General features: G+C 47.7%; 20 protein-coding genes and 1 riboswitch. Of the genes, 13 read left to right on the top strand and 7 right to left on the bottom strand.

Features of this window, described 5'->3' with window-relative positions:
* Window positions 1-305: 305 nt before the first annotated feature.
* Both J2Z65_RS26775 and J2Z65_RS26770 read right to left on the bottom strand, forming a co-directional pair.
* Entirely contained in the window at window positions 306-1,244 is a 939-nt protein-coding gene (locus J2Z65_RS26775; RefSeq protein WP_167052352.1) for an aldo/keto reductase, read from the bottom strand.
* Window positions 1,245-1,281: 37 nt separating this feature from the next.
* On the bottom strand, window positions 1,282-2,277 hold the full coding sequence (locus J2Z65_RS26770; protein WP_167052350.1) for a Gfo/Idh/MocA family protein: 996 nt from the start codon (window positions 2,275-2,277) through the stop codon (window positions 1,282-1,284).
* Between the two features lie 133 nt (window positions 2,278-2,410).
* On the opposite strand from J2Z65_RS26770, the gene J2Z65_RS26765 reads away from it, so the two are divergent.
* Complete coding sequence (locus J2Z65_RS26765) at window positions 2,411-3,256, top strand: helix-turn-helix transcriptional regulator (protein ID WP_167052348.1); 846 nt, start codon at window positions 2,411-2,413, stop codon at window positions 3,254-3,256.
* Here J2Z65_RS26765 and J2Z65_RS26760 read toward each other — a convergent pair.
* Entirely contained in the window at window positions 3,245-4,060 is an 816-nt protein-coding gene (locus J2Z65_RS26760; RefSeq protein ID WP_240159456.1) for a glycosyltransferase family 2 protein, read from the bottom strand. The genes J2Z65_RS26765 and J2Z65_RS26760 overlap by 12 nt on opposite strands.
* A 109-nt stretch (window positions 4,061-4,169) precedes the next feature.
* Here J2Z65_RS26760 and J2Z65_RS26755 point away from each other — a divergent pair, with 109 nt between their 5' ends.
* The 8 genes from J2Z65_RS26755 (at window position 4,170) to J2Z65_RS26720 (ending at window position 13,336) form a co-directional block, all read left to right on the top strand.
* Window positions 4,170-6,611 carry an HAD family hydrolase gene (locus J2Z65_RS26755; protein WP_167052344.1) on the top strand — a complete coding sequence of 814 codons (2,442 nt, stop codon included), beginning with the start codon at window positions 4,170-4,172 and terminating at the stop codon, window positions 6,609-6,611.
* Window positions 6,612-6,715: 104 nt separating this feature from the next.
* A complete protein-coding gene (locus J2Z65_RS26750; RefSeq protein WP_167052342.1) occupies window positions 6,716-7,516 on the top strand; it encodes a VanW family protein in 801 nt (266 codons plus the stop codon).
* Between the two features lie 120 nt (window positions 7,517-7,636).
* Window positions 7,637-8,284: a DUF2238 domain-containing protein gene (locus J2Z65_RS26745; RefSeq protein ID WP_167052340.1), complete on the top strand. Its 648-nt coding sequence runs from the start codon at window positions 7,637-7,639 to the stop codon at window positions 8,282-8,284.
* A 28-nt stretch (window positions 8,285-8,312) separates the two neighbouring features.
* Window positions 8,313-9,398 carry a beta-propeller fold lactonase family protein gene (locus J2Z65_RS26740; protein WP_167052337.1) on the top strand — a complete coding sequence of 362 codons (1,086 nt, stop codon included), beginning with the start codon at window positions 8,313-8,315 and terminating at the stop codon, window positions 9,396-9,398.
* A 212-nt stretch (window positions 9,399-9,610) separates the two neighbouring features.
* Window positions 9,611-10,969 (top strand): MATE family efflux transporter, encoded by a 1,359-nt coding sequence (locus J2Z65_RS26735; RefSeq protein WP_167052335.1) that lies wholly within the window; start codon window positions 9,611-9,613, stop codon window positions 10,967-10,969.
* Between the two features lie 161 nt (window positions 10,970-11,130).
* A complete protein-coding gene (locus tag J2Z65_RS26730) occupies window positions 11,131-11,571 on the top strand; it encodes a MarR family winged helix-turn-helix transcriptional regulator (protein ID WP_167052333.1) in 441 nt (146 codons plus the stop codon).
* Between the two features lie 6 nt (window positions 11,572-11,577).
* A complete protein-coding gene (locus J2Z65_RS26725) occupies window positions 11,578-12,834 on the top strand; it encodes an MFS transporter (RefSeq protein WP_167052331.1) in 1,257 nt (418 codons plus the stop codon).
* A 79-nt stretch (window positions 12,835-12,913) separates the two neighbouring features.
* Entirely contained in the window at window positions 12,914-13,336 is a 423-nt protein-coding gene (locus J2Z65_RS26720) for a hypothetical protein (protein ID WP_167052329.1), read from the top strand.
* Window positions 13,337-13,825: 489 nt separating this feature from the next.
* Here J2Z65_RS26720 and J2Z65_RS26715 read toward each other — a convergent pair whose 3' ends face one another.
* The 3 genes from J2Z65_RS26715 to J2Z65_RS26705 all read right to left on the bottom strand — a co-directional run bounded on the left by J2Z65_RS26715 (window position 13,826) and on the right by J2Z65_RS26705 (window position 17,741).
* Entirely contained in the window at window positions 13,826-14,176 is a 351-nt protein-coding gene (locus J2Z65_RS26715) for a LytTR family transcriptional regulator DNA-binding domain-containing protein (protein WP_167052327.1), read from the bottom strand.
* 153 nt (window positions 14,177-14,329) lie between these two features.
* Window positions 14,330-15,769, bottom strand: a complete 1,440-nt coding sequence (locus tag J2Z65_RS26710) for an NAD(P)/FAD-dependent oxidoreductase (protein WP_167052325.1) — start codon at window positions 15,767-15,769, stop codon at window positions 14,330-14,332.
* A 58-nt stretch (window positions 15,770-15,827) separates the two neighbouring features.
* Window positions 15,828-15,926: riboswitch (purine riboswitch) on the bottom strand.
* A 72-nt stretch (window positions 15,927-15,998) separates the two neighbouring features.
* Window positions 15,999-17,741, bottom strand: a complete 1,743-nt coding sequence (locus tag J2Z65_RS26705; protein ID WP_167052323.1) for a sensor histidine kinase — start codon at window positions 17,739-17,741, stop codon at window positions 15,999-16,001.
* Between the two features lie 98 nt (window positions 17,742-17,839).
* On the opposite strand from J2Z65_RS26705, the gene J2Z65_RS26700 reads away from it, so the two are divergent.
* The gene (locus J2Z65_RS26700; protein WP_167052321.1) at window positions 17,840-18,577 is read left to right on the top strand and encodes an MBL fold metallo-hydrolase; all 738 of its coding nucleotides are present in this window, start codon (window positions 17,840-17,842) and stop codon (window positions 18,575-18,577) included.
* Window positions 18,578-18,874: 297 nt separating this feature from the next.
* Here J2Z65_RS26700 and J2Z65_RS26695 read toward each other — a convergent pair whose 3' ends face one another.
* Entirely contained in the window at window positions 18,875-20,065 is a 1,191-nt protein-coding gene (locus J2Z65_RS26695) for an ROK family protein (protein ID WP_167052319.1), read from the bottom strand.
* 335 nt (window positions 20,066-20,400) lie between these two features.
* Between J2Z65_RS26695 and J2Z65_RS26690 the strand changes: the two genes are divergently transcribed.
* The 3 genes from J2Z65_RS26690 to J2Z65_RS26680 all read left to right on the top strand — a co-directional run bounded on the left by J2Z65_RS26690 (window position 20,401) and on the right by J2Z65_RS26680 (window position 23,608).
* Complete coding sequence (locus J2Z65_RS26690; protein ID WP_167052317.1) at window positions 20,401-21,747, top strand: ABC transporter substrate-binding protein; 1,347 nt, start codon at window positions 20,401-20,403, stop codon at window positions 21,745-21,747.
* A gap of 150 nt (window positions 21,748-21,897) precedes the next feature.
* Entirely contained in the window at window positions 21,898-22,815 is a 918-nt protein-coding gene (locus tag J2Z65_RS26685; protein WP_167052315.1) for an ABC transporter permease subunit, read from the top strand.
* Between the two features lie 4 nt (window positions 22,816-22,819).
* Window positions 22,820-23,608 carry a carbohydrate ABC transporter permease gene (locus tag J2Z65_RS26680; RefSeq protein ID WP_167052312.1) on the top strand — a complete coding sequence of 263 codons (789 nt, stop codon included), beginning with the start codon at window positions 22,820-22,822 and terminating at the stop codon, window positions 23,606-23,608.
* Window positions 23,609-23,629: the final 21 nt, after the last annotated feature.

The following is a 23,629-nucleotide window of genomic DNA, read 5'->3' as shown; positions in this document are numbered from 1 at the left end:
GGAGGAAACGAGCGGAAACAAACGCAAATTAACGTAATTCTAAGGTTACTGTTTCTTACACTGGTAACTCTCCGGAATTAGGGGGTCAAACCGATTTGGCTGGTTTTTGGGGATTAGCGGACCATAGTTCCCTGAGTCTGGGAACTATCGCGTCTGGGGACAGTGTGCCACGTTAGCGTTGTAATACAAGCTTAATGTCAGAGGCAGAGCCGCAGGATCCTCCCCATAGCAGCGAGCAGCGTTGCGGGAATTCCAACGTAAGAAGCCCCGGCCACAAGCAGCCGGGGCTTCCCAAACCTAATCTGCTACACGGTAGCAGCAGTCAAATCAAGCCATGCCAACTCCTCCGGAGTGAGCACAAGCTCCGCGCCGTCGCGGCATGAAAGCATTTCGGCTTCGCTGCGCGGGCCGATCAGCGCGCATGCCGGGAACGGCTGGCTCAGCACATAGGCGAGCGCGATCTGTATCGCGGTTACGCCTTTTTCCTGTGCCAGCTGTTCCGCGCGGCGCAGACGCGTCCAGTTCTCGTCGCTGTAGAAGACGCGGACGAGGTCGGCGTTGTCGAGCACGTCCGGCGTGTACCGGCCAGTGAAGAATCCGCGCGCCTGTGAAGACCAGGACAACAGCGGCAGCTGCGTGGCTTCGTGCCAGCGCAGAGCTTCCTCGTCGACGGAGACGCAGCCGCTCCAGAAGGGCTCTTTTGCTTTCGCGAGGCTTAAGTTCGGAGAGCTGAAGCTGAAGCCGATCAGGCCGTTTTTCGCGGCGTAGTCGTTCGCTTCTTGCAGACGGGCATGCGTCCAGTTGGAGCCACCGAAGGCGCGAATGCGACCGGCTTCTACATGCTCGTTCAGCGCTTCCAAGATGACGCCGACCGGTATTGCCGGATCGTCGCGATGCAGCGCATAGAGGTCGATGTAGTCCGTGCGCAGTCGCTCGAGCGATGTGAACAGGTCGCTGCGAATCGCTTCCGCATTCACACGAGGACCGTTCTGATCATGGTGTGCGCCTTTGGTAAAAATGTTGATGTCATCGCGGTTGCCCAGTTCATCCATCCAAATGCCAAGCCTTTGCTCGCTCTCGCCACCGCAGTAAATGAAAGCCGAGTCAATGGTATTACCGCCAATCGCTAAGTAATGCCCAAGAATATCGCTGACTTCTTGACCGTTGTCCAAGCGGAAAAAGTCCGAGCCCATAATCAGTTTGGAAACCGGTTTATCTAATCCTTTAATTTGAATATGCTTCATCGCTGTCATCCCAGCCTTTCGCATGATAGGTTAGTTGTTACAAAACAATTCGGGAACGCTTTCTTGCTGATTCCAGACAAGCATCAAGTACTTTCATGTTAAGAGTGGCGTCGCTTGCAGGAAAGTTCGGCTGCTTCTCGCCCCAAGCGGCATAAGCCAAGTCGTCAACCTCTAACGCATATTGGTTAAGGAAAGGAACGGTTTCTACCCGACGCTCATTGCCGACATGGACGATGAACTGACTGGACTCCTCCGTTGGGGTTACAAAGGCGGAAGGGATTTCAATACGCCCTTTGGCACAAACGATTTCAAGTGTATTGCGGAAACCGGCCCACATGCCGCAGTCAAACGTCAGCGATACATTGCCGCTGAATTCGACCAAGCCTGACATCATCATATCGACATCATCATGCTCTGGGGAGAAGAATGCGTGCGTCGTAACCGCTTCAGGCTCCCGGCCCAGAATCATTCTTGCTGCGCTGATCGGATAGCAGCCAACGTCATAGAGAGAACCGCCGCCCCACTCACGCTTGAAGCGAACATTTTTGCTGTCGCCTGGGTTACTGAACGTGAAGGCGCCATGGATACCGCGAATGTCGCCGATTTCCCCGGACGCAATGATCTCTTTGATCCGCTGGTAGCGTGGATGATGTCTGTACATGAACGCTTCCGCGAATTGTACGCCGGCCTGCTCGCAGGCTGCTACCATTTCTTCTGCTTCGGTAGCTGTCAACGCAGCAGGTTTTTCACAAAGCACATGCTTTCCGGCAGCAGCAGCGCGAATGGTCCATTCCTTATGTAGATGGTTAGGCAGAGGGATGTACAACGCGTCGATATTCGGATCCGCAATTAATTCCTCGTAACTGCCATAGGCGGTTGGAATGCCGAGCTTTTCCGCAACTTCCTGAGATTTTTGTAAACTACGGCTGGCTATAGCGCTTACAATTCCCGTTTTTGACTGCACAATTCCCGGAATACACGCCCTTATTGCAATCCCGGCACAACCTAAAATTCCCCAACGAAGCTTAGTCATGAGAGCATATCTCCTTATAGAAAAATATTTGATAGCGTTATATTGTTATTATAAAACGAGTTATTTAAAATGAATATGATAATATATTGCATCTGATATCGGAATATTGTCATTAGAACAGGAGGCGCGAACGATGCAGAGACAAGTGATGCTGCCGAGATTACAGCAAGCTTCTTATTTCATTTTTCCTGAATCCATCGGCTGGTACACGGACCATCCAGGCCATGTCGTTTATAGGCAAGAAGGCTACTATGAGACGTACAGCATTCATTTTATTGTTTCAGGCAAAGGCTATGTGGAGATCGAAGGGGAGCAGCACACCCTTCAAAAAGGCGATGCCTTTCTGTATGTTCCGATGCAAGAGCAGCGTTACTATTCATCCAAGGATGATCCGTGGAACGTCCGTTGGGTACATTTTTATGGAAATCATCTGAAAGAGTTTATGTTGGAAAAAGGGTTTCTGCGCACCTTGTGGACGTTAAAAAGATGGATGGAGCTCGAGGAGGCCTTTCATGAGCTTCTGCTCGAAGCTGAGAATAACGGCATTTTAAGGCAGACGAATCTCTCGACCTTAACATACAAGATTTTGAGTGAATTCATGAGCTATGCCGCGCCGCTAACGGGAAATCGCGGTATGGAATCCGTGGACCGGATCCTGGCTATACTTCCCACCATGCAGCAAAAAGCCTGCGAACCGTTCATTCTGGAAGAATGGGCGGAGCTCACAGGCGTAAGCACGTACTATTTCTGCAAATTGTTTCGCAAAGCGACTTCGATGACGCCGCTCTCTTTCATTACCCTATGCCGCATTCAATTCGCGAAGCAGCGCCTGATCGAGAAGGAAAACATGCCGGTCAAGGAGATCGCTATCCAAGCCGGTTATGCCAGCGCGAGCTATTTTAACCAGCGCTTTCAGGAGCATGAAGGGATGACGCCGAGCGAGTTTCGAAGCTTGTATGGCAAAGGCTTATTTGAATAGACGCGAGCGGATCGGTTCGCCGTCCCAGATGATTTCGGTCTTGGCTTGACGCTCTTTGACTTCCGGCTCCTCCAGCAGGAGGAAGAAGTTTTTGGTTGGCAAATCGCCGAGTCCGTGCTTAGCGGAAAGCATGTCCAAAAAGGGGCGCATATTGTCTAGCTGCCCTGACATATTGCTGGTGCCCTGCTGCGCAAAAGCATAGAGGACGCTGGCAATCGGCGCACGCTTTACGCGGAAATTCTCGGCGGCCCTTAAGAAGAAATCCCAGTCCCAATAATGGAATACTTCGGTGTCAAAAAGCCCTAGAGCATCAATCAGCCCGGGGCGGAAAATGCAGCCGGAAGAGAAAAAGGTCGAGAACCTGCGCATCGCAGGCACATCGAATTCATAAGCAAAAATGAACCGGTTCGTGATGGAGCGGGCATTATTTTCATATACATAATCGAAGATTTCGACGTCTGGATAGACGAGATCATAGCCTTCAATTTCTTGCAGCATGCGCTCAATATGGATGGGAAGCAGCAAATCGTCATCATCGCACAGCATGATGTAATCGCCTTTCACCTCTTGCAGGCCGCGGTTTCGAGCGTGAACGTGCTTGAGGTTTTGCGGCATATTCACGATCTGGATGGCGAGCTCAGGATATAGATCCTGAATGAAATCTACCGAAGGACCAGCATCGTTGACGATAATGATTTGCAAGTTTTTGTACGTTTGGCGGTATAATGATTCTGCGAGCTCAGCGAGCTCGATTCGGCGATTATACGTTGGAATAATAATGGACACCAAGGGTTGGTCAGACAACAGGAAGCACCTCCGATTTATCATAGATTAAGCTTACCTCAAATTAGTCATACTTCTCAAATACATTCGTGCAAGTGTTAACTTGCGCCAAACACGAAGGAGGCTCTAGATGCTAAAGGTACCGCATACCCCGATTAGCTCAGCCGATCTGCTTTTATGGAAACAGGATCGTTATCTGAGCGTCTTAGTTGGAAAACTGCAGGATGTTGGACTGTTAAGTTTGGACATTTTCGATACACTTTTATTTCGGACTTGCGCGAATCCGTCCGATGTTTTTATCCAAATTGCTGAGCAAGCGCATCAGAGGGATTGTCTGAAAGCCTCGGTAACGCCAGCAGCATTCAAAGAAATGCGCATCCGTGCCGAGTACAAAGCGCGCGAACGGCAAGCCGCACGGACGGGCTTCGGCGAAGTCACGCTGGAGCTGATTTATGACGAGATGCCGGAATCCATTGTGAGCAGGGATAAGTTGGTTCAGTTGGAAGTGGAAATCGAGGCGGAAGTTTGTTATCTGAACCCGCATGTAGCTTCCTTGTTGTATGCTTGTAAAAAAGAGCAGATTCCGGTGGCGCTGCTATCGGATATGTATTTGTCGTCAGATAGGATCAGGCAAATTCTTGCATCCGCAGGTCTGGATCTGTCCAGTGTGGACACGCTGCTCGTTTCCTCGGAAGAACATGAGGGCAAGTCATCAGGACATCTGTTTGCCAGGCTCAAAGAGTTGTACCCGCAGATTGACGCATCGGCGATCGTGCACATTGGCGACAATGTGGCCGCAGATGTGGAGGGAGCAGCGAAAGCGGGTGTTAGAGGACTGCACTATCCTGTCGTTCCCGAGCATTTCGATAGCTTGCATCACTGGGAATTTGTGAGGCATGGGGATGTGCTGCCGGAATGGAAGTCACTGCGGAAACTGGCTGCAGCCACAGATTTGACGATTGGTTACGGGGAAAAGGAACGCATGTTATATCAATTTGGGAGTGATGTGATAGGGCCATTTTTGCACACTTTGTGTGAGTGGGTGCTAGACATATGCGTTCAAGAAGGCATTACCTGCGTGAATCCGCTGATGAGAGAAGCGTATTTGCTGGCTCCGATGCTTGAGCATGCTGCACAGCTAAGAGGTGTGGAGCTTCAGATAAAGCCTGTTTATGTGTCCAGACAAGCGACATTTATGGCGGGACTGGAGCGTTTTGGAGAAGCGGAGCTAGCATATCTGTTAGGAATCCATGGTTTGAAAATGGGGGAGCTTTTCGAGGTCCTTGATATCGGCGTGGAAGAAGAGCAGTTGAAAGCCTATCTGGCGGAACCGATCGAAGCATGCAGGCACATTTCCGGGGATAGTGGCCAAACCATTTTTGACCTCCTGCGCAGTTATCTGCTTAGTGACTCCGTGCAAAGAAAACTCTTAGCATCCATCGAGCGGCATAGGCAGCTATTTGTAGGCTATTTGAGGCAAGAATTCGGCGCGCCGGAGCGGTTAGTGACGGTTGATATCGGATTTCAGGGAACGATTCAGGGGGCATTGGAAAAGATCGTGAGCCTTGCGGGATTGCAGCCGCAAATGACACATTTGCTCGCCGTCGGCACGAATCGGTTGGATGAACTCCGACTCCATGGCATGGATATACGCAGTATGCTGCGTTCTGGCAGTGGCGGAAGCGAAGCGGGCAAACGGATCGCGAGGACGCCGGCTTTCTTGGAGGAGCTGATGATGGGCGGCTTCGGCTCAACGCTTCGATATGTGGAAGAGGAGTCTGGGCGAATGATCCCGGTACAAGCGCAGCTGCACAGAACGGATGAAGAATATGCAGGAAAACAAGCCTGCCAAAAGGGAGCGATTGCCTTCCAAAGCTACTATACCTATCTGCTTCTGCAAAAAGAAGGACGGCTAACAAGAGCATCCAAGCAGCTTGAAGAGTGGAGCAAGCCGCTGCACCGCGTTCTGGTTATGCCGAAGCCGGAAGAGGCGAGAACTTTGGGGGATTTAACGCATCAGGACAATTTCTGCACGGAGTACATAGCCCCGATTTGCGGAGTTGTGGCCGAGGAATGGTACTTGGCAGGGCCGGAAGCTTTTTTGAACAGCTGTAATTATGCACCGTCGGTATTGAATGTGAATTGGCCTCAAGGCATGGCGACCAGACGCTTTCCGTACTATTTGTATCATTATTATTTGCGGTTTGGAGATAGCTTTGGCAGCCAGGCCATGATTTTCGATACGATTCTAAGGGTTAAAAAGGACGGCATTCGTTCTTTGATCCTGTACGGGACGGGGACATTTGCGGAGCAAGTGCTCAAAACGGCCTGGTTCCACGGCTTGCAAATTCCTTATTGGATTGACCCTGCTGCAGGCGCAGGTGCGACGCCTTGGGGGCGCTTCTCTTACCTAACTTTGGAACAAGCAAGAGCAATATCAGTAGAGTCCGGAAGTGGGGCTCCTGCTTTTCTGATTGCGACGCTGTCCGAGCTTGAAGCTTATCCGAATCAGATTTTAAAAGCTTTTGAAGACGTTCGGGTAGTACCAAAGCTTTACCAGCTTCGTCCATAGTAAAAAATTCCTTTTGCCATTGAACCAAATTGCTGGAAGGAGCATCTTTAATAGTGAAATCGTTAGATGATTCCATTTTTTGGTGAAAAAGGAAGGTGCAAAGGATGAAGCAAAAGCTGCTCAGCATGTTCCCGGTACTGTATCGTCTGCGAATTGCCCAATTGAGAATGATGCGGCATATCATTGATTTGAATCCGTCGATTGCTTATGCCAAGCGTAGAGCGTTATATTCACTTCCTTATGTGTGCAAAAAGCATCAATCCTTACTGCGGAGAAAACTAGGCTCTTCCGACCCTCAATTGCAAGAAAACAAAATAACGAATTTACGTCTCAGCGTTGCTCGTATGGATGGCATAATGATTCGACCAGGAGAAACCTTTTCCTTCTGGAAATTGGTCGGCAAAACAACGTCGGCTAAAGGCTACATCGAAGGCTTGCTGCTTTCGCAAGGCGGTGTGAAACGAGGCGTCGGAGGCGGGATTTGCCAGCTCGGCAATCTGCTGTTTTGGATGGCGCTGCATACGCCTCTTCAGGTGGTAGAGCGGCATCATCACAGCTTTGATCCGTTTCCGGATGATCACCGGGTATTACCTTTTGGCAGCGGGGCGAGTGTCTTTTACAATTACATTGATTTGCGAATATTTAATCCAACCAAGATGACGTTCCAGTTCAGGCTCTGGGTGACGGATGAGCATTTGAAAGGTTCTGTTCACAGCGATGAACCACTGGGATATTCGTATCACGTGGAAGAAAGAAATCACCGTTTTCTTGAAAAAGAAGGCCGTACTTACCGGGAAAATGAAATATGGCGCAGAGTCATTGATAAAAGAACCGGAAACACGGCTAAAGAAGAACAAATGCTTCACAATTTCTCGGAAGTCAAATATGATCTGTTTGGCAGATAAACGTGCTCATTCCGAAGTGACGACGAATCGTTTAACTTTGGTACTACATAAACTTAGTACTTTTTGAAAAAACTGTGGCGAGGTAACCTGAGTTTGTAAGTATGACTAGGGGGGCTAGCCATGAATGAGAAAAAGGACATAAAGCGGAATCATGCCAAATCTTTTAGAGCGAATTGGCCGCTGCACTTGATGATTCTCATCTATACAGGGTTGTGGATATGGATGGCGGTCAAGCCTTACAGCAGGTTTGATTGGGTTTTGGAAAATCTTTTGATTTGGGCTGCGCTTATTGTGTTAGTAAGCACTTATCGTTTGTTTGCTTTTTCGAATGTTTCTTATGCATTGTTTGGTTTATTCCTGGCGCTGCATACGATCGGGGCCCATTATTCGTATAACGAGAATATCGTGGATGTTTGGTTGAAGCTGATTTTTCATTCAGAGCGCGATAATTATGACCGTTTGGTGCACTTTAGCTTTGGTTTTTTGCTGGGCTACCCGCTGAGGGAAGCTTTGAGTGCGTGGACGCTGTTAACGCGTAGATGGCTTTATGTGATGACTTGCGTTAGTATATTGGCGTTTGGAGCTTTTTACGAGCTCATTGAAATGTGGGTGGCGTTGCTTGTTGCACCGGAGATTGGCACGTTATTTCTCGGCACGCAAGGCGATCCTTGGGATACGCACCATGATATGGAGCTGGCGCTCTATGGTGCGGTAATAGCCATGGTGATTACGGCTGTGCTGTCGCGTAGGACTCAAGCGACAAACTAAAAATTTGAAAGATGGAGGCTGATTGCTGGTGTCAGGTGGAGAACAGAAGGAAATGTATGGCTACATAGGTTCTTATACAAATGAAGATAACAAGTCGGGGATTACCTTATTTAAGCTTGATCGGCAGAGCGGCGCTGTAACATTGTTGGATGGGTATACCGATTTGCAGAACGCTTCGTTCTTTGCGCTGAATGCGGACCGTACGGTCTTGTATGCCGTTAGTGAGACAAATTCATATCTAGGCGGCTTCGGTGGCTCTGCCGCGGCGTATGCGATCGAGGCAGGATCAGGGAAGCTGACGAAACTGAACCAGCAGCCAACGGGAGGCTCTGCTCCATGTTACATTAGCCTGGATCAGACGAACCGCGCTGTATTTGTGGCCAATTATTCAAGCGGCAGTGTGACTTCCTTTAAGATTGAAGCGGACGGAAAGTTGAGCGAGCCCACGCAGTTGGTGGAGCACGAGGGCACTTTAGGACCGCGGGCGGATCGCCAGGAACGCCCGCATGCGCACTCGATTGTGCCGGCGCCGGACAATCGGTATGCGATTTCAGCCGATCTGGGCCTAGATCGGCTGGTGGTGAGCCGCATTGACGCGGAGAGCGGCACCCTTCAGCCGCATGGCGAAGCCGCGATGAAGCCGGGCGCAGGCCCGCGGCACTTGGTGTACAGCTCGGACAGCCGGCACGTGTACGCGATTAATGAGCTGGACAGCACGGTGACGGTGCTGGCCTATGACGCGAGCGCGGGAACGCTGACCGCGCTGCAAAGCGTTTCGACGCTGCCGGAAGGCTTCAGCGGCGAAAACACATGCGCGGACATCCATCTCTCCAGAGATGGCCGGCATGTGTATGCGTCTAACCGCGGACATGACAGTGTCGCGGTTTATGCCGTGGACGGACACAGCGGCAAGCTGTCCGTCGTGGGTTGGCAGGCGACGCTGGGGCGGACGCCGCGGAACTTTGCCCTGTCGCCGCAGGGGGATTTCCTGCTTGCGGCGAATCAGGGATCGAACAGCATCACGGTATTCCGCGTTGACGCGGAGACGGGGATGCTGCAGGAAACCGGGCAAACGGCGGCCATATCGAAGCCGGTTTGCGTTAAATTCCTGTAGGCTTCAGGTTGATTGCACCTTATAACAGTTGTGAGACCCAATACAAAGGCGAATTGCCGCTGTGGTATCCGTTATGCATTTCCAGCCCCGTCACAGGGGCTTTTTTTGCGCATAAAAAGCATTGACTTCTCCAAAAGTGTTGCTAAAATGAATCATTGTATGCGTGCATGATGAACGCGTGTACACAATAAATTGAAGAACAGGATACCGTTATGGAAACCGTTAAGAAAATGACGTTATTCGGGCTTGTATGGCCGATAATGATTGAATTATTTTTGCAATTTATGATTGGTACCGCAGATACCTTGATGGTGAGCCGGATCTCGGACGATGCGGTCGCGGTCGTTGGAATCAGCAATCAATTTTTCCAAGCGGTCATTATGCTATTCGTTCTTATTTCCAGCGGAGCGGGGATTGTCATTTCGCAGAAGCTCGGAGCAGGCAAAGAGGAAGAGGCAAGGAAAGTGGCTTCGATGGCTTTCACACTGACCCTGGGCTTGGGCGTCGTTGTTTCCTTGCTGCTTTTTTTCGGTGTGGATCTATTCGTCTATCTGCTGCATGTGCCGGATTCTCTGCATGAGATGACAAGGCAATACATTCGGATTGTGGGCAGCGGAACGATCGTTATGGCGGCTGTTTTGACGCTAAGCACAATCATTCGCAGTACGGGGAATACGAAAGGCACGATGCTTGTTGCGGTCGGTATGAACATCATTCATATTATCGGCAATTATGTGTTCATTTTCGGAGCGCTCGGGCTGCCCAAATGGGGACTCTTCGGTGTATCCCTGTCAACCGTGGGAAGCCGTATGATTGCACTAATCGTGCTTTTTTATATTTTCCGCAAAACATTTTCCACACTTATCCGTTGGAAGGATCTGCGGGTTTTTCATCGCGGTTTGCTAAAAGAAGTGGCCAAAGTCGGCTTGCCAATGGCCGTTAGTTCAGCTTCATGGACGTTGTCGCAGGTTGTCCTATTTTCGATGGTAGCGACCATGGGAGCTGAGCAGCTTACGGCGCGCACCTACTTAAATACGATGGAGTCCTTCTCTTTTCTGGCAGGTTGGTCCTTTGCCATGGCTGTCCAAATTCAGGTGGCTCATTTATTTGGCGCCGGACAGATGGAGAAAGCTTATCGCAGCCTATATAAAGCGCTGTTTTGGGGCGAAGTCGTCGTGGTTGCGAATACGCTCTTGTTATTCTTATTAGGCAAACATATCGTGGGCGCATTTACCGAAAACAATGAGATTATCACGATCGTCGTTGGTGTGATGGCTATGAACCTGATTTTGCAGCCGCTCAAAATGTGGAATATGCCGCTTAATAACGCACTCAACGCCGTCGGTGACACCAAGTTTGTCATGTACGTGAGCATCGGCATCATGTGGATCATCGCTGTAGGCGGGACATATGTCTTCGGACTCAAATTCGGATGGCTCCTGCATGGTGTTTATGTCGCTATGATTTTTGATGAGGCGATTCGCGGCTTCCTCGTTCAAAGGCGCTGGATGGCGCGGAAAAAGCTGCCGAAAGCAGTTGTTACTTCAGGCGCGATGAGCGCTCCTTTCTGAGCTCGGCTGCAAGGAAAGCCCTTTATTCGAACATTCGAAAAGGGCGCTTTTTTTGCGAAAAATTAGTTGCGCATGCAACTAATCGAGCGTATGATGAAATCGTGGCAAGTGCAACGATTCGGTAAGTCCCACCATTTTGAGCGAAGAAAGGAGACAGGATCATGATTGATGCCCGCAACACCATTCCAAGGTGGATCTCCCTTTTATACCGATATGGACAAATGTATATTGGCGAGCATTTGAAGGCCTATGATATCGGCAAGGGGCAGCATATTTTTCTCAACGCGCTCTATAAGGAGGATGGTCTCTCGCAAGAAGAGCTGGCGGACTATTTGAAGATCGATAAAGGTACGACTGCTAAAGCATTGAAGAAATTAGAGCAGCAAGGCTACATAACGCGCACAGTCAGCGAAAAGGATAAAAGATGCTATGAAGTTCATTTGACCGAAAAGGCGCTTTTCATCAAAGATGATGTGCGTAAAGTATTAACGGATTGGCGTGAACGTTTGACCTACGGGCTATCGGAGGAAGAGAAGCAGTTGGCGCTAATCGTTTTGGAAAAAATGGGCAATAATGCAGCTAGATTCGCAGAGGAGGCGTAGAGCAGGATGAACATGAGGGGAGCAAGCTCGGTTTTTATAAATCGGCATTTTCATGCGTTAACTCATCGCAATTATCGTTATCTTTGGTTAGGGCAGTGCGTATCGCTTATCGGGACATGGATGCAAAATATCGGGCAGTCCTGGCTCGTTCTTACGATTACAGGCTCACCGCTCAAGCTAGGGTTTGTCGCCGCTTGTCAATTCTTACCCATCCTTTTGTTTTCCCTGTTTGCGGGTATTGTCGTTGATAAATTTCCCAAAAAGAACATTCTTTTGGTCACGCAGACGGTTTCCATGATTCTTGCTTTTACACTGGCAACGCTTGTTTTGACCGACACAGTGAAGTACGGCTACATCATCGTGCTGGCGATTTTGCTGGGGCTCAATAATACGCTCGATATGCCGACCAGGCAAGCTTTCAACATTGAAATCGTCGGAAAAGAAGATCTTATGAATGCGATTGCACTCAATTCCACAACGTTTAATATGGCGAGGATTGTAGGGCCTTCCATTGGTGCTGTGATGATGGCTTGGCTTGGAGCAGGGTGGTGCTTTTTGCTCAATGGGGTCAGTTTTCTGGCTGTCCTGTACGGTTTGTTTCAAATTCAAGCTGCGCCTTATGTTCGGAAAAAAACCTCGCGCGATGGCATCATGAAGGAGATTAAAGACGGAATCGTATACATAGCAAGAGATCCATTGCTAGCGCAGACGGTGCTGCTTGTGACGGTGATCGGGACACTTGCTTTTAACTTTAATATCCTCATTCCGGTTTTCACGAAAAATGTGCTGCACTTGGGAGAGACCACGTATGGCACACTGATGTCATGTCTTGGCGTGGGTTCTTTTGCAGGGGCGCTGACGATGTCGTTTCGCAGTAAACAAGGGCCTAGTCTGAAAATCAGCATTATCGCAAGTCTAGTGGTTGCCGTCTGTCTGATTCTTAATGGGCTGAGTACATCGGTTTGGGTTTGCGGCGCTTTACTGGCTTTAACCGGATTTTTCAATATTATGTTCGCGACCAATAGTAACTCTAATCTTCAAATGCATGCTAAAGAGGAGTATCGCGCGCGTGTCATGAGTGTTTATTCGCTCGTATTTGCCGGTTCAACGCCGATTGGGAGCTTATTTGCCGGTTATATCGCAGATCGCTTTGGCGCGAATGGGGCCTTTGTCGGATGCGGGGTTATGACAGGCATTTTATGTTTAATTATCATTTGGAACTATCGAAAAGCAGGAGCGAAAAAGTCGCTCAAGCCAATTTAGCCAAATTTTGGATTGTCAATTCATTGGGTATCCATTACAATATGAGTAATATTCATGTCGTTATTGGGGAGGTAATCTTGTGTTGGGTTTTTTGAAAAGATGGATGCATTCGCCTGAACTTACGCCTAAACATACACCAAATCAAGAACCTACGAACGCTGTGGATTATCAAACGATGGAAATTGACGTTGTTATCAAGTGCTTTGTGTCGGATAAAGACAAGCCGTTTCGTGTCATCTTTAGAGTTGAGAAACAAGGCTCTTTCTTTTCCAAAGATATTTTCGTGCAAAATGTGGATGCTAAGACACCACACGAGTTGATCCACAACTTTTCTACGCTTGGCATGAATTATGAAGAACTGAAGAAGTACGGAAGCGCGGATTATGCGGAGTACAGCTTTGCTACGTTGGAAGAAGCCAAAAAGGTGAAAGATACGACTGTTGAGTACATTCGTTTTCTTATTCGCGAACATCAACAAGAGACACTCGCCCGAATTTCATAGTGTAAGTTCAAGAGGGAGCCAGCGATGTTATCGCTGGTTTCTTTTTTACCTATGCAGGTAGAGAGGGGGGGGACACGCAAAAGGACCGTCAGGGTGAACTGACGGTTGTTGTTCGCATCCCGTTGCCGTTGTATTTTATACAACATAAAAGTGGTATCTGTCTGCCAGTCTGGCATCCCATTGCACAATATACAATCATTTATCCCAAATGGGTGCGAATTTGCAGCTTTCAGCCCAAAATCGTTGTATAAAGTACAATATAGAAGAGTATTAAGACCCAAATTAGGCTATATGGTTGAATAAATTACAACATAGCAACGTTTGTTGTCTTCTGCTTTGTGCCCTTAACAGCTTGTTAAGCCAATCCGGAAGCTGTTAACGGCATGGACAGGGTATCCTTATACCAAAAAAGCTTAGCCGGATCTCCGTCAAGGATCCAACTAAGCTTTTTTGTCGTCAGGAGCAGCGCGCCCCCCGGGCACCGGTCTTTTATTTCGCCGCAGCTTCCGTTTTGTGCTGCTGCACGATCTCTTTCAAACGGTGCTGGCGAAGTTTGGTAATGGAAGTGAATTTGGAATCAGAGCCTTTAAGCTCGAAAAATACTTTGCCATCTTGAATCTGAACAATTTTTTTGGTGTTCACATAGCAATCTGTATTCACCTTGAAAAAAGCGTTGCCCGTTGTAATTTCTATGATTTGCTCTGTGGACATCCGTTTTTTGATGTGAAAGTTTTTTCCATGAAAAGAGACCAGCCCATGTTCTCCGACCCGGAAGTACATAATATCTTTCTCCAGTACGAAATTTTCATAGCTGTTTCTTGTTTCGAGCGCTACAGTCATTTTATTTTCCCCCTTTAAAATGATAACGCTTACAAATTGAGAACGTTTTTATGATACCACATTTTACTAGAGATTAAAAGTGTTTTTAACGTAAATACGGACCTCCCTCACATGGAAGGGGTCCGTATATTTCCTAGGAAATATTTAACATCATTAATACTTGTTCAACCGCTCTAGCACATTGCGCGCCACCCAGACACCGGCTGCCCCGGCTTGGGCCAAGCCTCTTGTAATGCCTGCACCATCGCCTCCACAGAACAAGCCTTTAATCTCAGTTTCAAAGCTTTCGTTAAGCTTCGGACGTGCAGAGTAGAATTTCGCTTCAACGCCGTAGAAGAGGGTATGTTCAGCTGCAATCCCCGGCGTTACTTTTTCAAGGGCATGGATCATTTCAATTAAGCTTTTCATGGTATTGTAAGGCAGCACGAGACCTAGATCGCCTGGAACGGCTTCCGTCAAAGTAGGCTCTAAGAAGCCTTCGCGAATCCGATCCGCCGTGGAGCGACGTCCCCGCATGATGTCCCCGAATTTCTGAACAATAACGCCGCCGCTTGATAGATCGTTCGCATGTTTGCAAATTTCACGTGCATATTCGTTCGGCTTATCGAACGGCTCCGTGAATTTGTGGGAAACGAGCAGAGCGAAATTCGTGTTGCTGGAGCCGAGGGCCGGATCCTTGTAAGAGTGACCGTTAGCAGCCATGACGCCGCTATGATTCTCGACAACGACATGCCCGGACGGATTGCTGCAGAAGGTTCTCACACGAGTACCTACCGAGGTATTGTAAATGAATTTTCCTTCATACAAATGCTCGTTAATTTCCCGCATCACGACATCGGACGTTTCTACACGCACACCAACATCGACTTGATTGTTATACATTTTTAACCGGCGCTTCTTCAGGACTTGGGTTAACCACGCTGAGCCGTCTCTTCCCGGGGCAAGCATCACATGATGGCTATGGATCTCTGTGCCATCTTTTAAGCGTATGCCTTCGATGACATGCTTGTCTTCCCGTTTGCTCGTTAATATATCTTCGACCTCAGCTTTAAACTGCATGTCGATCCTTGTTTTCAAATGTTCATAAATCGATTTCAAAATCATTAGGTTCTGCTCGGTGCCTAAATGCCTCACCTGAGCGCGAAGCAGTTTAAGCCCTGCAGCATAGGAGCGCTGCTCAATGTCCTTAACAGCCTCGGTTGTTGGATCCGTTATATTCTCCGTAGCCCCATGCTCCAAATTTATGCCATCAACATACCGAATCAAATCGATTACTTTGCTGGGTGGCAAATAATCCGTCATCCAGCCGCCGAATTCGGTGGTGATGTTGAATTTGCCGTCACTATATGCGCCTGCACCTCCGAAGCCAGCCGTGATCGAACAAGCAGGCAGACAGCCAGAGAAGTCCTTTTTACCCGCAGGCGGAGGACAAAGTTTGATTTTGCTTTCCAGAATCGGACAACTGCGATGGTAAATATCATGGCCTTTGTCAACGAGCAATACTCTAGCGGTAGGGTGAAGCAATGTCATTTCATAACAAGCGAAAATACCGGCAGGTCCTGCACCAACTACGATAAAATCATAAGCTTTCATTGCGATCTCCTCTGGAACGTTCATTTTTGGGCACAAAAAATCCTAGCCACACGGGTATGCAAAAGCAAGTACCCGTCGTAGCTAGGAAGTTATGGCTCCCTCTAGAGACCCTTAAGCCAATTCTCAAGGATATACGAACGATTGTGACCTATGCGGCTATTTTTTAACGCCTTGATTATCATAATACGAACATTCTATGTTGTCAATTGAATATCGTTCGCTAAAATGGTTAAATCGGAATAGAAATCGTGAACGTTGTTTCGGATTCAGTGGAGTTGACCTGAACGGTTCCTACATACTTGTCGACCAGTTGTTTGACAATGCTTAAGCCTAAGCCCGCGTGATGATCATCCGGATTTTTGGTCGAGAAGCCGGGCTCAAAAATACGTTGGAGCATATCGTTTGGAATAGGTTCTCCATTATTAATGACCTGGAAGATGAGCGAGCTGCCTTTAACAAAGCCTGCAAGTCGAACTTGCTTGTCCCCTTCTTTCTTAGACAGGGAAACAGCGTCAAACGCGTTATCAATGAGGTTTGAGATGATTCGGACCAAATCGGTCGCCTTCACGGCTCCCAGCGGAACATCCTTCAGATTGGCCACTTCATGCTCAAACGTAATTTTACGTTCAACGGCCCCAATCACCTTGGACTGAACGATGGCTGAGAGGGCCGGTACATTGATTTGGATAATATCATTTAAAGCGGTCGTTTCACCAATAATTTCGGATGTATAACGACTCAGCTCGTCGAACTCTTTGAGATGTACAAGGGAATGAATGGTCGCGACATGGTTATTAAAATCATGCCGCTGTTCCTTCATGGAGCGAAACAGCGATCCGATATGATCGACGTATACCTCTTGAACGCTCTCCGCGGTTGCCTCGCGATTCCGATTGATAAAGCGAATGCTCAGGATGACGAGAATGAAAGCAATAATAGCCGTTGTCCCGATGAGAAGCAGCAGGTTCATTTGTTGATGCTCAATGGAATTTTGTACTTTCTCATAATCGGCCGTAAGTCCGATTACGACAGGGATATCCAGTTGGAGCGGGATGAACATTTTGAGATAGGTTTTACCATCGATGTTGGAAAGCAGCTGCTGGGTTTGCTTTGATTTTAAGACGGACTGCACCATATCTTGATCCCGGGTATCCTTCATCGTGTATGAGCCAAATAAGATTTCCCGGTCGGTGAACCAGGTGTAGCCTTCTTTTTTGTATTGCTCCTGCTGTCCAAGGAAGATGGGGGGATTAAAGACGGCAATTTCCTTGGCGCCATGATCCGTATAGCCATGAATCATTTCATCGATGACGGCATCTACGCCGATTTCCCGTTGATAATCCCGGAAAAATGTATCGTGAACATAAGGGTCAAGGATGTAATTCGTACGCCCATCATAGTAATAGCCCCATTTATCCACGTACTGCGGATCTGACATAGAGGTATTCATCGGCCCTGACCAGTAATACGGTAACGCTTGGCCGCTTTTGACATTCGTTTCCTTCGTATTGAGCAGTTGATTAAAAGCCTTGAACCAGTCGCGGCTCCAGTTCTTGGTGCTCATATTGATTTCTTTCGGCTCTGTGGATTTATAGCCAATGATATCATCGCCGCTGCGCTTCATAAGTGTAATGTGATCGACCATCAGCTCTTTGCTGAGAACGATGAGCTCTTCATTGGTTACTTTTTCAATATCAGGATCGAGCCGGTACTGCGCCGCTAAAGAGGCTGTACGCAAATTTTGCCCGATCAGATTTTCAACGTATTTCTCGCCTGTTTTGGAGTGTTTAATGGAGATGGCGACGTTATCGGCAATCAATTCCAGCTTGGTTTCAAGCTCCGACGTTAGCATTCGCTTCGTATACGTGTAGAATACGCTGTCGGTTAGTAGTACAATGATTAACGAAATCATGAGGATAAAGAGCGATGAACGAAGCTGGATTTTTGGCTTAGGTTTGTGCGGTGAATTCATGTTGTCCTCCTAAATGTCAACTTTCTACAGCTATCATATTACAAATTTATTAGAAATTGCGCTTTGTTTTATTTGAAGACAGTGTGGGAGGCGTTTATATGAAATTACGATTTTTGGGCTGTGGCGACGGATTTAGCGTCGAACAGGGCCATAACAGTGCATTACTTACGTTTGCCGATACGAATCTCTGCATCGACTTTCCGGAATCGAATCATGCTAGTTTGCATCAGATGGGAATGAAGCTCAATGAGGTGAAGCATATTTTCGTAACGCATCTGCATGAGGATCATATTAACGGCTTGTCGAAGCTGGCGCTGTTTCATCGGGTGTATCCTGGCAAAGCGAAGCCGAAGCTTTATGTGCCTACTGGGCTGCGGGATGATCTATGGCAAGTTTTGCGCCATGGCTTGGAGTTGACCACAAGAGGGAAACGGGTATTTGAGGACTATTTTGACGTGGAATGCGTGGATGAGACCTTTGAGATCGCGGGTATGCGCTTCGAGCTGATTCGGACACAGCATGTGCCGGACATGCTTAGTTATGGGTTACTTTGTAAGCCTTATTTTTATTTTAGCGGGGATACACGGTTAGATGAAACGTACATAAGCAAGGTTGCAGGTGAGGTGCAAACGATCTTCCATGAATGCCATATGCAGGATGATCAGCTGCCGTCGCATACGTCTCTGGAGGAAATTCTAACGCTCCCAGTGTCCATTCAGGAGAAGATGCTGCTCATGCATTATGTGGATGATTATGTGCTGGCGGATGCGCGTGAGCCGTTCCATGGCAAGCAAAAACTCCGTTTAGCGGAGCCATTGCGAGTATATGAGTGGTAGGACCGTAGGGCGAATCCCGTTGATGAGGGAACTAGAGTCCGCTATTTGACCACCAAATGGTTATTTGGCAGATTAAGGGGAACTATGATCCGCTATTCTGCCGATTGTGGCTGATGAATAGTGATCCGAGGGCGAATAAGGCCCTGTAGTTCACTTTTCATCCTAAAAGCAGCTGATTTGGCAGTAATAGCGGCTTGTAGTTCCTTTTCGATGCGAAAAGGGGGTACGCGAAAAGAGGTTACCCGAAAGAGTTTAGTCCAAAAGAGGTTACCCAAAAGAGGTTACCCGAAAGAGTGGTTACTCCAACAAAGATTTCTCGATTATCGTCGTAGAAAGCTGCCTCAACACCATCGAAACGCCTCCGTGAGCAACGCCAAGCTCGCCTAAATCGGAACAGTAAATCTCCAAATTCTGAAGAAAGCGCTCGGGAATCATCTCGCGCAGCGTATTCCAAATGGAGTTAATCAGCGTAGGGCCTAGCAGCGCAAGATGCCCTCCAATGCAGATGACTTTGGGATTGTAGGCATTGATAACGTTCGCCAGGCCGATGCCTTGGTAATGGCCAAGCTCGTGCACGGCACTAGTAATTTTGCTGTCACCGCGCCCAATACCGTCCACAATGTCTGCAAACGAAAGCTCTTGAGGAGTTGTTTCCAATAATTCATACATCGCCTTAATGGAAGCATACATCTCCCAGCATCCTCTGCTGCCGCAGGTGCATTTCTTGCCGTTCATATGAATGGTGGAATGTCCTAATCTCCCCGCTGTCCCCGTCGTACCGGTGAACAGTTCTCCCTTGCTGTAAACGCCAACGGACAATCCCCAAGAACTTGTTACATAGACCAAATGATCGGCTGATTTGGCCCCTCCAAAATGAACTTCACCCATCGCACCCGCATACGGTGCAGGATTCACATGAATGGCAAGGTCGGGAACTCGTTTGGCAAGCTCGGTTCGCAAAGGGAAGTCGTTCCATTCCTGCAGGTTGGCGCTATAATCAACGACGTCTGTTCGTATATTGTAGTAGCCCGGGATGACAATACCGACCCCTACAATGCCTAGCTGGCGATGCGCGTGATGATGTTCTAAATCTTTCAAAATCGTTGAAATTGCATCCACGAAAAAGAAGGGATCTTTGCTCTGAAGCGGAATCATCATGCTGTCCAGCTTTTTCCCGAGCAGATCCGTGACGAGCACGGTGAACTGGTTGATTTCAACATCAACGCCAACACAGATCCCCGCTTTCTCATTCAAATCGACAAGGGTAGGGGGCCTCCCTCTTGAAGTGCCCGTCGTGCCGAGCTCAACGACAAAACCTTTCTGAACGAAGAGATCTACGCAGCTGGAGACGGTCATCTTATTGAGTCCTGTCAGAGAGGCGATTTTAGCGCGAGATAATGGACGGTATTTCAGGATCGTAGAGATTGCATGTTCCATATTTATTTTTTTAACAAGATCATAATTGCCAATGGGTCCATTAGAACGCAAGTTGATCACAACCTTACTTCAATACATGATAGTTATTTAGTATGAATGATATACAAAATAATTGTCTGTGTCAAAAAAAAAATAGGGGCATAAGGCCAATTTATCGTGCTTTTATTTAGTATAACGTATATACTAAATAATAAGAGATTGAAAGCGTTATATAAATTTTGCGACGAGGTTCAGCTGAAAACAAGGGGGTCTTTCTTCTTTTTAAACGTTTAAAAACTCATTGTTGACTTATTTCAGATTAGATATTAAATTAATATCAACTAAGCCTAGTCATTTACTTGGTATTACATTTATACTAAATAAGTTCAAAAGGGAGTGTTCTGTTTATGAAAAGAATGAGACTCATGAGTTATTCGCTGATAGGCCTGCTTCTCCTGTCCGCATGCTCCTCTCAGACAACCAGCACGACGGCAACCCCATCCCGTGATGCGAAAGCAGTAGTCGCCACACAAAAACCGGAAGAGATCACAGGCGAAATCTCGTTCTGGTCCTGGTCGCCGGAAGATAATGTCTGGCAAACCTTAATCAAAGCTTTCAATGAGAAATATCCAAAAATCAAAGTGAATTATGTTCGCACGCCTTCGGCTGACTACGACAAAAAAATTCAAGTCGCCATTCAAGGCGGCGAAGTTCCGGACGTTATGGCGTTCTCAAACGGGCCGATGATTAAGAACTATTCCCCTATTCTTGAGCCGTTAGCGCCATTGGCAGAGAAATCGCTAGGGAAGGATTGGCAGAAGCTGTTCAAAACGACGCCGATGGAATCAGCCAAGAAAAACGATTATAAGACGATCCCAACAGGGGTCGCGGTTACGCCGTTCCTTTCTTATGATGTAGATTTGTTCAAGAAAGTAGGCGCGGAGCCGCCCAAGACGTATGATGATCTAAAGCAAGTGGTGAAGAAATTTGAGGATGCCAAATTACCGGGTATTGTGCCACGCTTAGGCTTTGCCGGAGGGAAAAGCGCAACCGTAACGGATGCCTTCTACACCCTCGTCAACCAAATTGCGCCGGGCAAATTATACGAAGCAGACGCGGGGAAAGCGAAATTTACAGACCCGGTGTTTATTCAAGCAACGAATGCGTTCAAGCAATTTTACACGGATCATCTCTTCCAAGACGGCAATCTGACAACCAAATTCGATCCGGATCTTCGCGATATGTATGAGCAAAAGAGACAGCTTCCAATGATTCTCGTCGGAGCATGGATCATGACAGACGTAGCGAATAAGGATGGCTTGAAGATTGGCGACCGTACTTTTGGTCTCGTGCCAATGCCGACGATTGCGGGTGGTAAAACGAGTGTTCTCATCAACGGCGATGTACCGCTCGGTATTAGTAAAGATTCGAAGCATAAAGAGGCTGCTTGGAGATTCGTGGAATTCATGGCTACGGGTGATTATCAGACGATTCTGAGCAAGGCGCTGCAATTCCTTCCCGTGAAAGAAGGATTGTCGATGGATAAATCCAATCTCAAAACAGATATTGAGAAGCAATCGGTCGATGTGGTCCTGGACGCACTTACGAATAATGTGGGCGGTATCCGATTCCTGGACAATGCCCCTATTGAACAAGCGCTTTTTGTTAATTTGCAAAAAGTAGCGACCGGGAGCGTTACACCGGAGCAAGCGATGGCTGAGGTGCAAAAGGCTTCAGATGCCGTGAAACGCTAACATCCCGAATTCGAAGAACTCTTACGCTCATTTGGACGTCATTTCGTTTCATTCATTAAGTTTACACATTCACGAAGTCGAGGGCCTCTGTGATCATCAGCTTGGGATGCAGAGGTTCTTCCCTCCGTGAGGGTTGTAAGGAGGAGCCAAGTGGATATCGTGCTATCGACAACAAATACGGCAGCAGTCAAATCGAAAAAGAAAAAACGGGGACGCTTCACCGGATTATACTTCGTTCTGCCTTTATTGCTTTTCGTCTCGGTGTTCACGTTTTTTGGTATTTTTTATAATATTTATATCGGTTTTTTTGAGTGGTCGGGCATTGGAAGCAAAGTGTTTATCGGCCTGGACAATTATGTGAATCTGTTTCATGATCCTAATTTTTATCAGGCTCTTTGGAATACGGTTTATTTTCTCGTTATTACGATCCCTCTATCCATGGCGCTTGGGCTTCTGCTTGCCACTTTGCTCAATGGCGTTTGGGCGGCAGACGGCCTGTTTAAATCGATCTTCTTTTTGCCGCATGTCATTGCGGTTGTCACGGTAGGTACGACGTTCGCCGGTATTTATGAGCCGAATTTTGGCTTGCTGAACACCATGCTGCGGTTTGCAGGTTTGGAAAGCTGGACACACTCCTGGTTGTCTGAGCCAGCTACTGCGCTAAATGCGATCGCTGCCGTCTACATTTTCGCCAATACGGGATTCTACATGTTGATTTACTACACCAGTTTGCTAAATATTGACCAAGAAATATTCGAAGCGGCTAAAATCGATGGCGCCGGGGTTCTGAGGCAATTCCGCCATATTATTTTCCCGATGCTCATCGGTACACACATCACGTTACTCATTCTAGGGATTATCCATGCACTCAAAGTATTCGACCTCATTTGGATTATGACAGAGGGCGGACCGGGAGGAGAGACGGAACTCATATCCACTTTCTTATTCCGAGAGTCGCTGCTCAAATATAAAACGGGATACAGCGGAGCGGTTTCTGTTGTTCTTCTGCTTATCGCCTTTGGCTATACGGCTTTTCAGCTGCGTATTTATAACAAGGTCAGGAGGTAGAAAGATGTTCGGTCGCATGCAGCTCTCTGAGAAGATCATCATGAATCTTCTACTTCTAATCTTGGCGGCTATTTGGGTGATTCCTATGATTTATCTGGTAATGTACTCGTTCGAAGGTGACCAGTGGGGGAATTATCAGGCTGTCGTTAGTCTGGATTTGTTTCCGCATTTTCTAATCAACAGTTTTATTGTGTCGACTTCAGTCGTCCTGCTGCTGCTTATCGTTGTTTCCCTAGCGGCGTTTGGCTTTAGCAAATTAAGATTTCCCGGGGATTCTTCCGTCTTTGCGATCTGTTTAATCGGTCTGATGATCCCGCCCGTTGCCATGCTCGTACCTTTGTTCCAAACGGTCAAGTCCTTTCATTGGATGAATACGTATCTGTCTTTGATCGGCCCGGAAGTAGCGATGAGCATTCCTTTCTCTTTATTGCTGGCCCGTAATGCCTTCGATGAGGTGCCGGGTGAGCTTCTCGAAGCTGCAGAGATTGACGGTTCAAACGCTTGGGGTAGATTTGTTCATGTGATGCTGCCGTTAGCCATACCGGTACTGACGACCATTGGCATCCTGGCTTTCTTAAATTCGTGGAACCAGTATGTGCTGCCGCTTGTCTTTATTAGCAAGGAAACGATGCTGACCGTGACCATGGCTCCCAAATTTTTCATTAAAGAGTATACCTCTGACTACCATAAAGTGTTTGCGGCGCTTGTGCTGATTACGGTTCCGGTTGTGATTTTATATATTTTCGGCCAAAAGTATATGCAGCGTGGCTTGACGAGCGGTGCTATCAAATAAGTGCCGAATTCTGGAGGTTAA

Source organism: Paenibacillus aceris (genome assembly GCF_017874035.1).
GTDB lineage: Bacteria > Bacillota > Bacilli > Paenibacillales > NBRC-103111 > Paenibacillus_E > Paenibacillus_E aceris.
The sequence above is the reverse complement of the archived record's forward strand: the minus strand, read 5'-3'. Positions and strand labels throughout refer to the sequence as shown.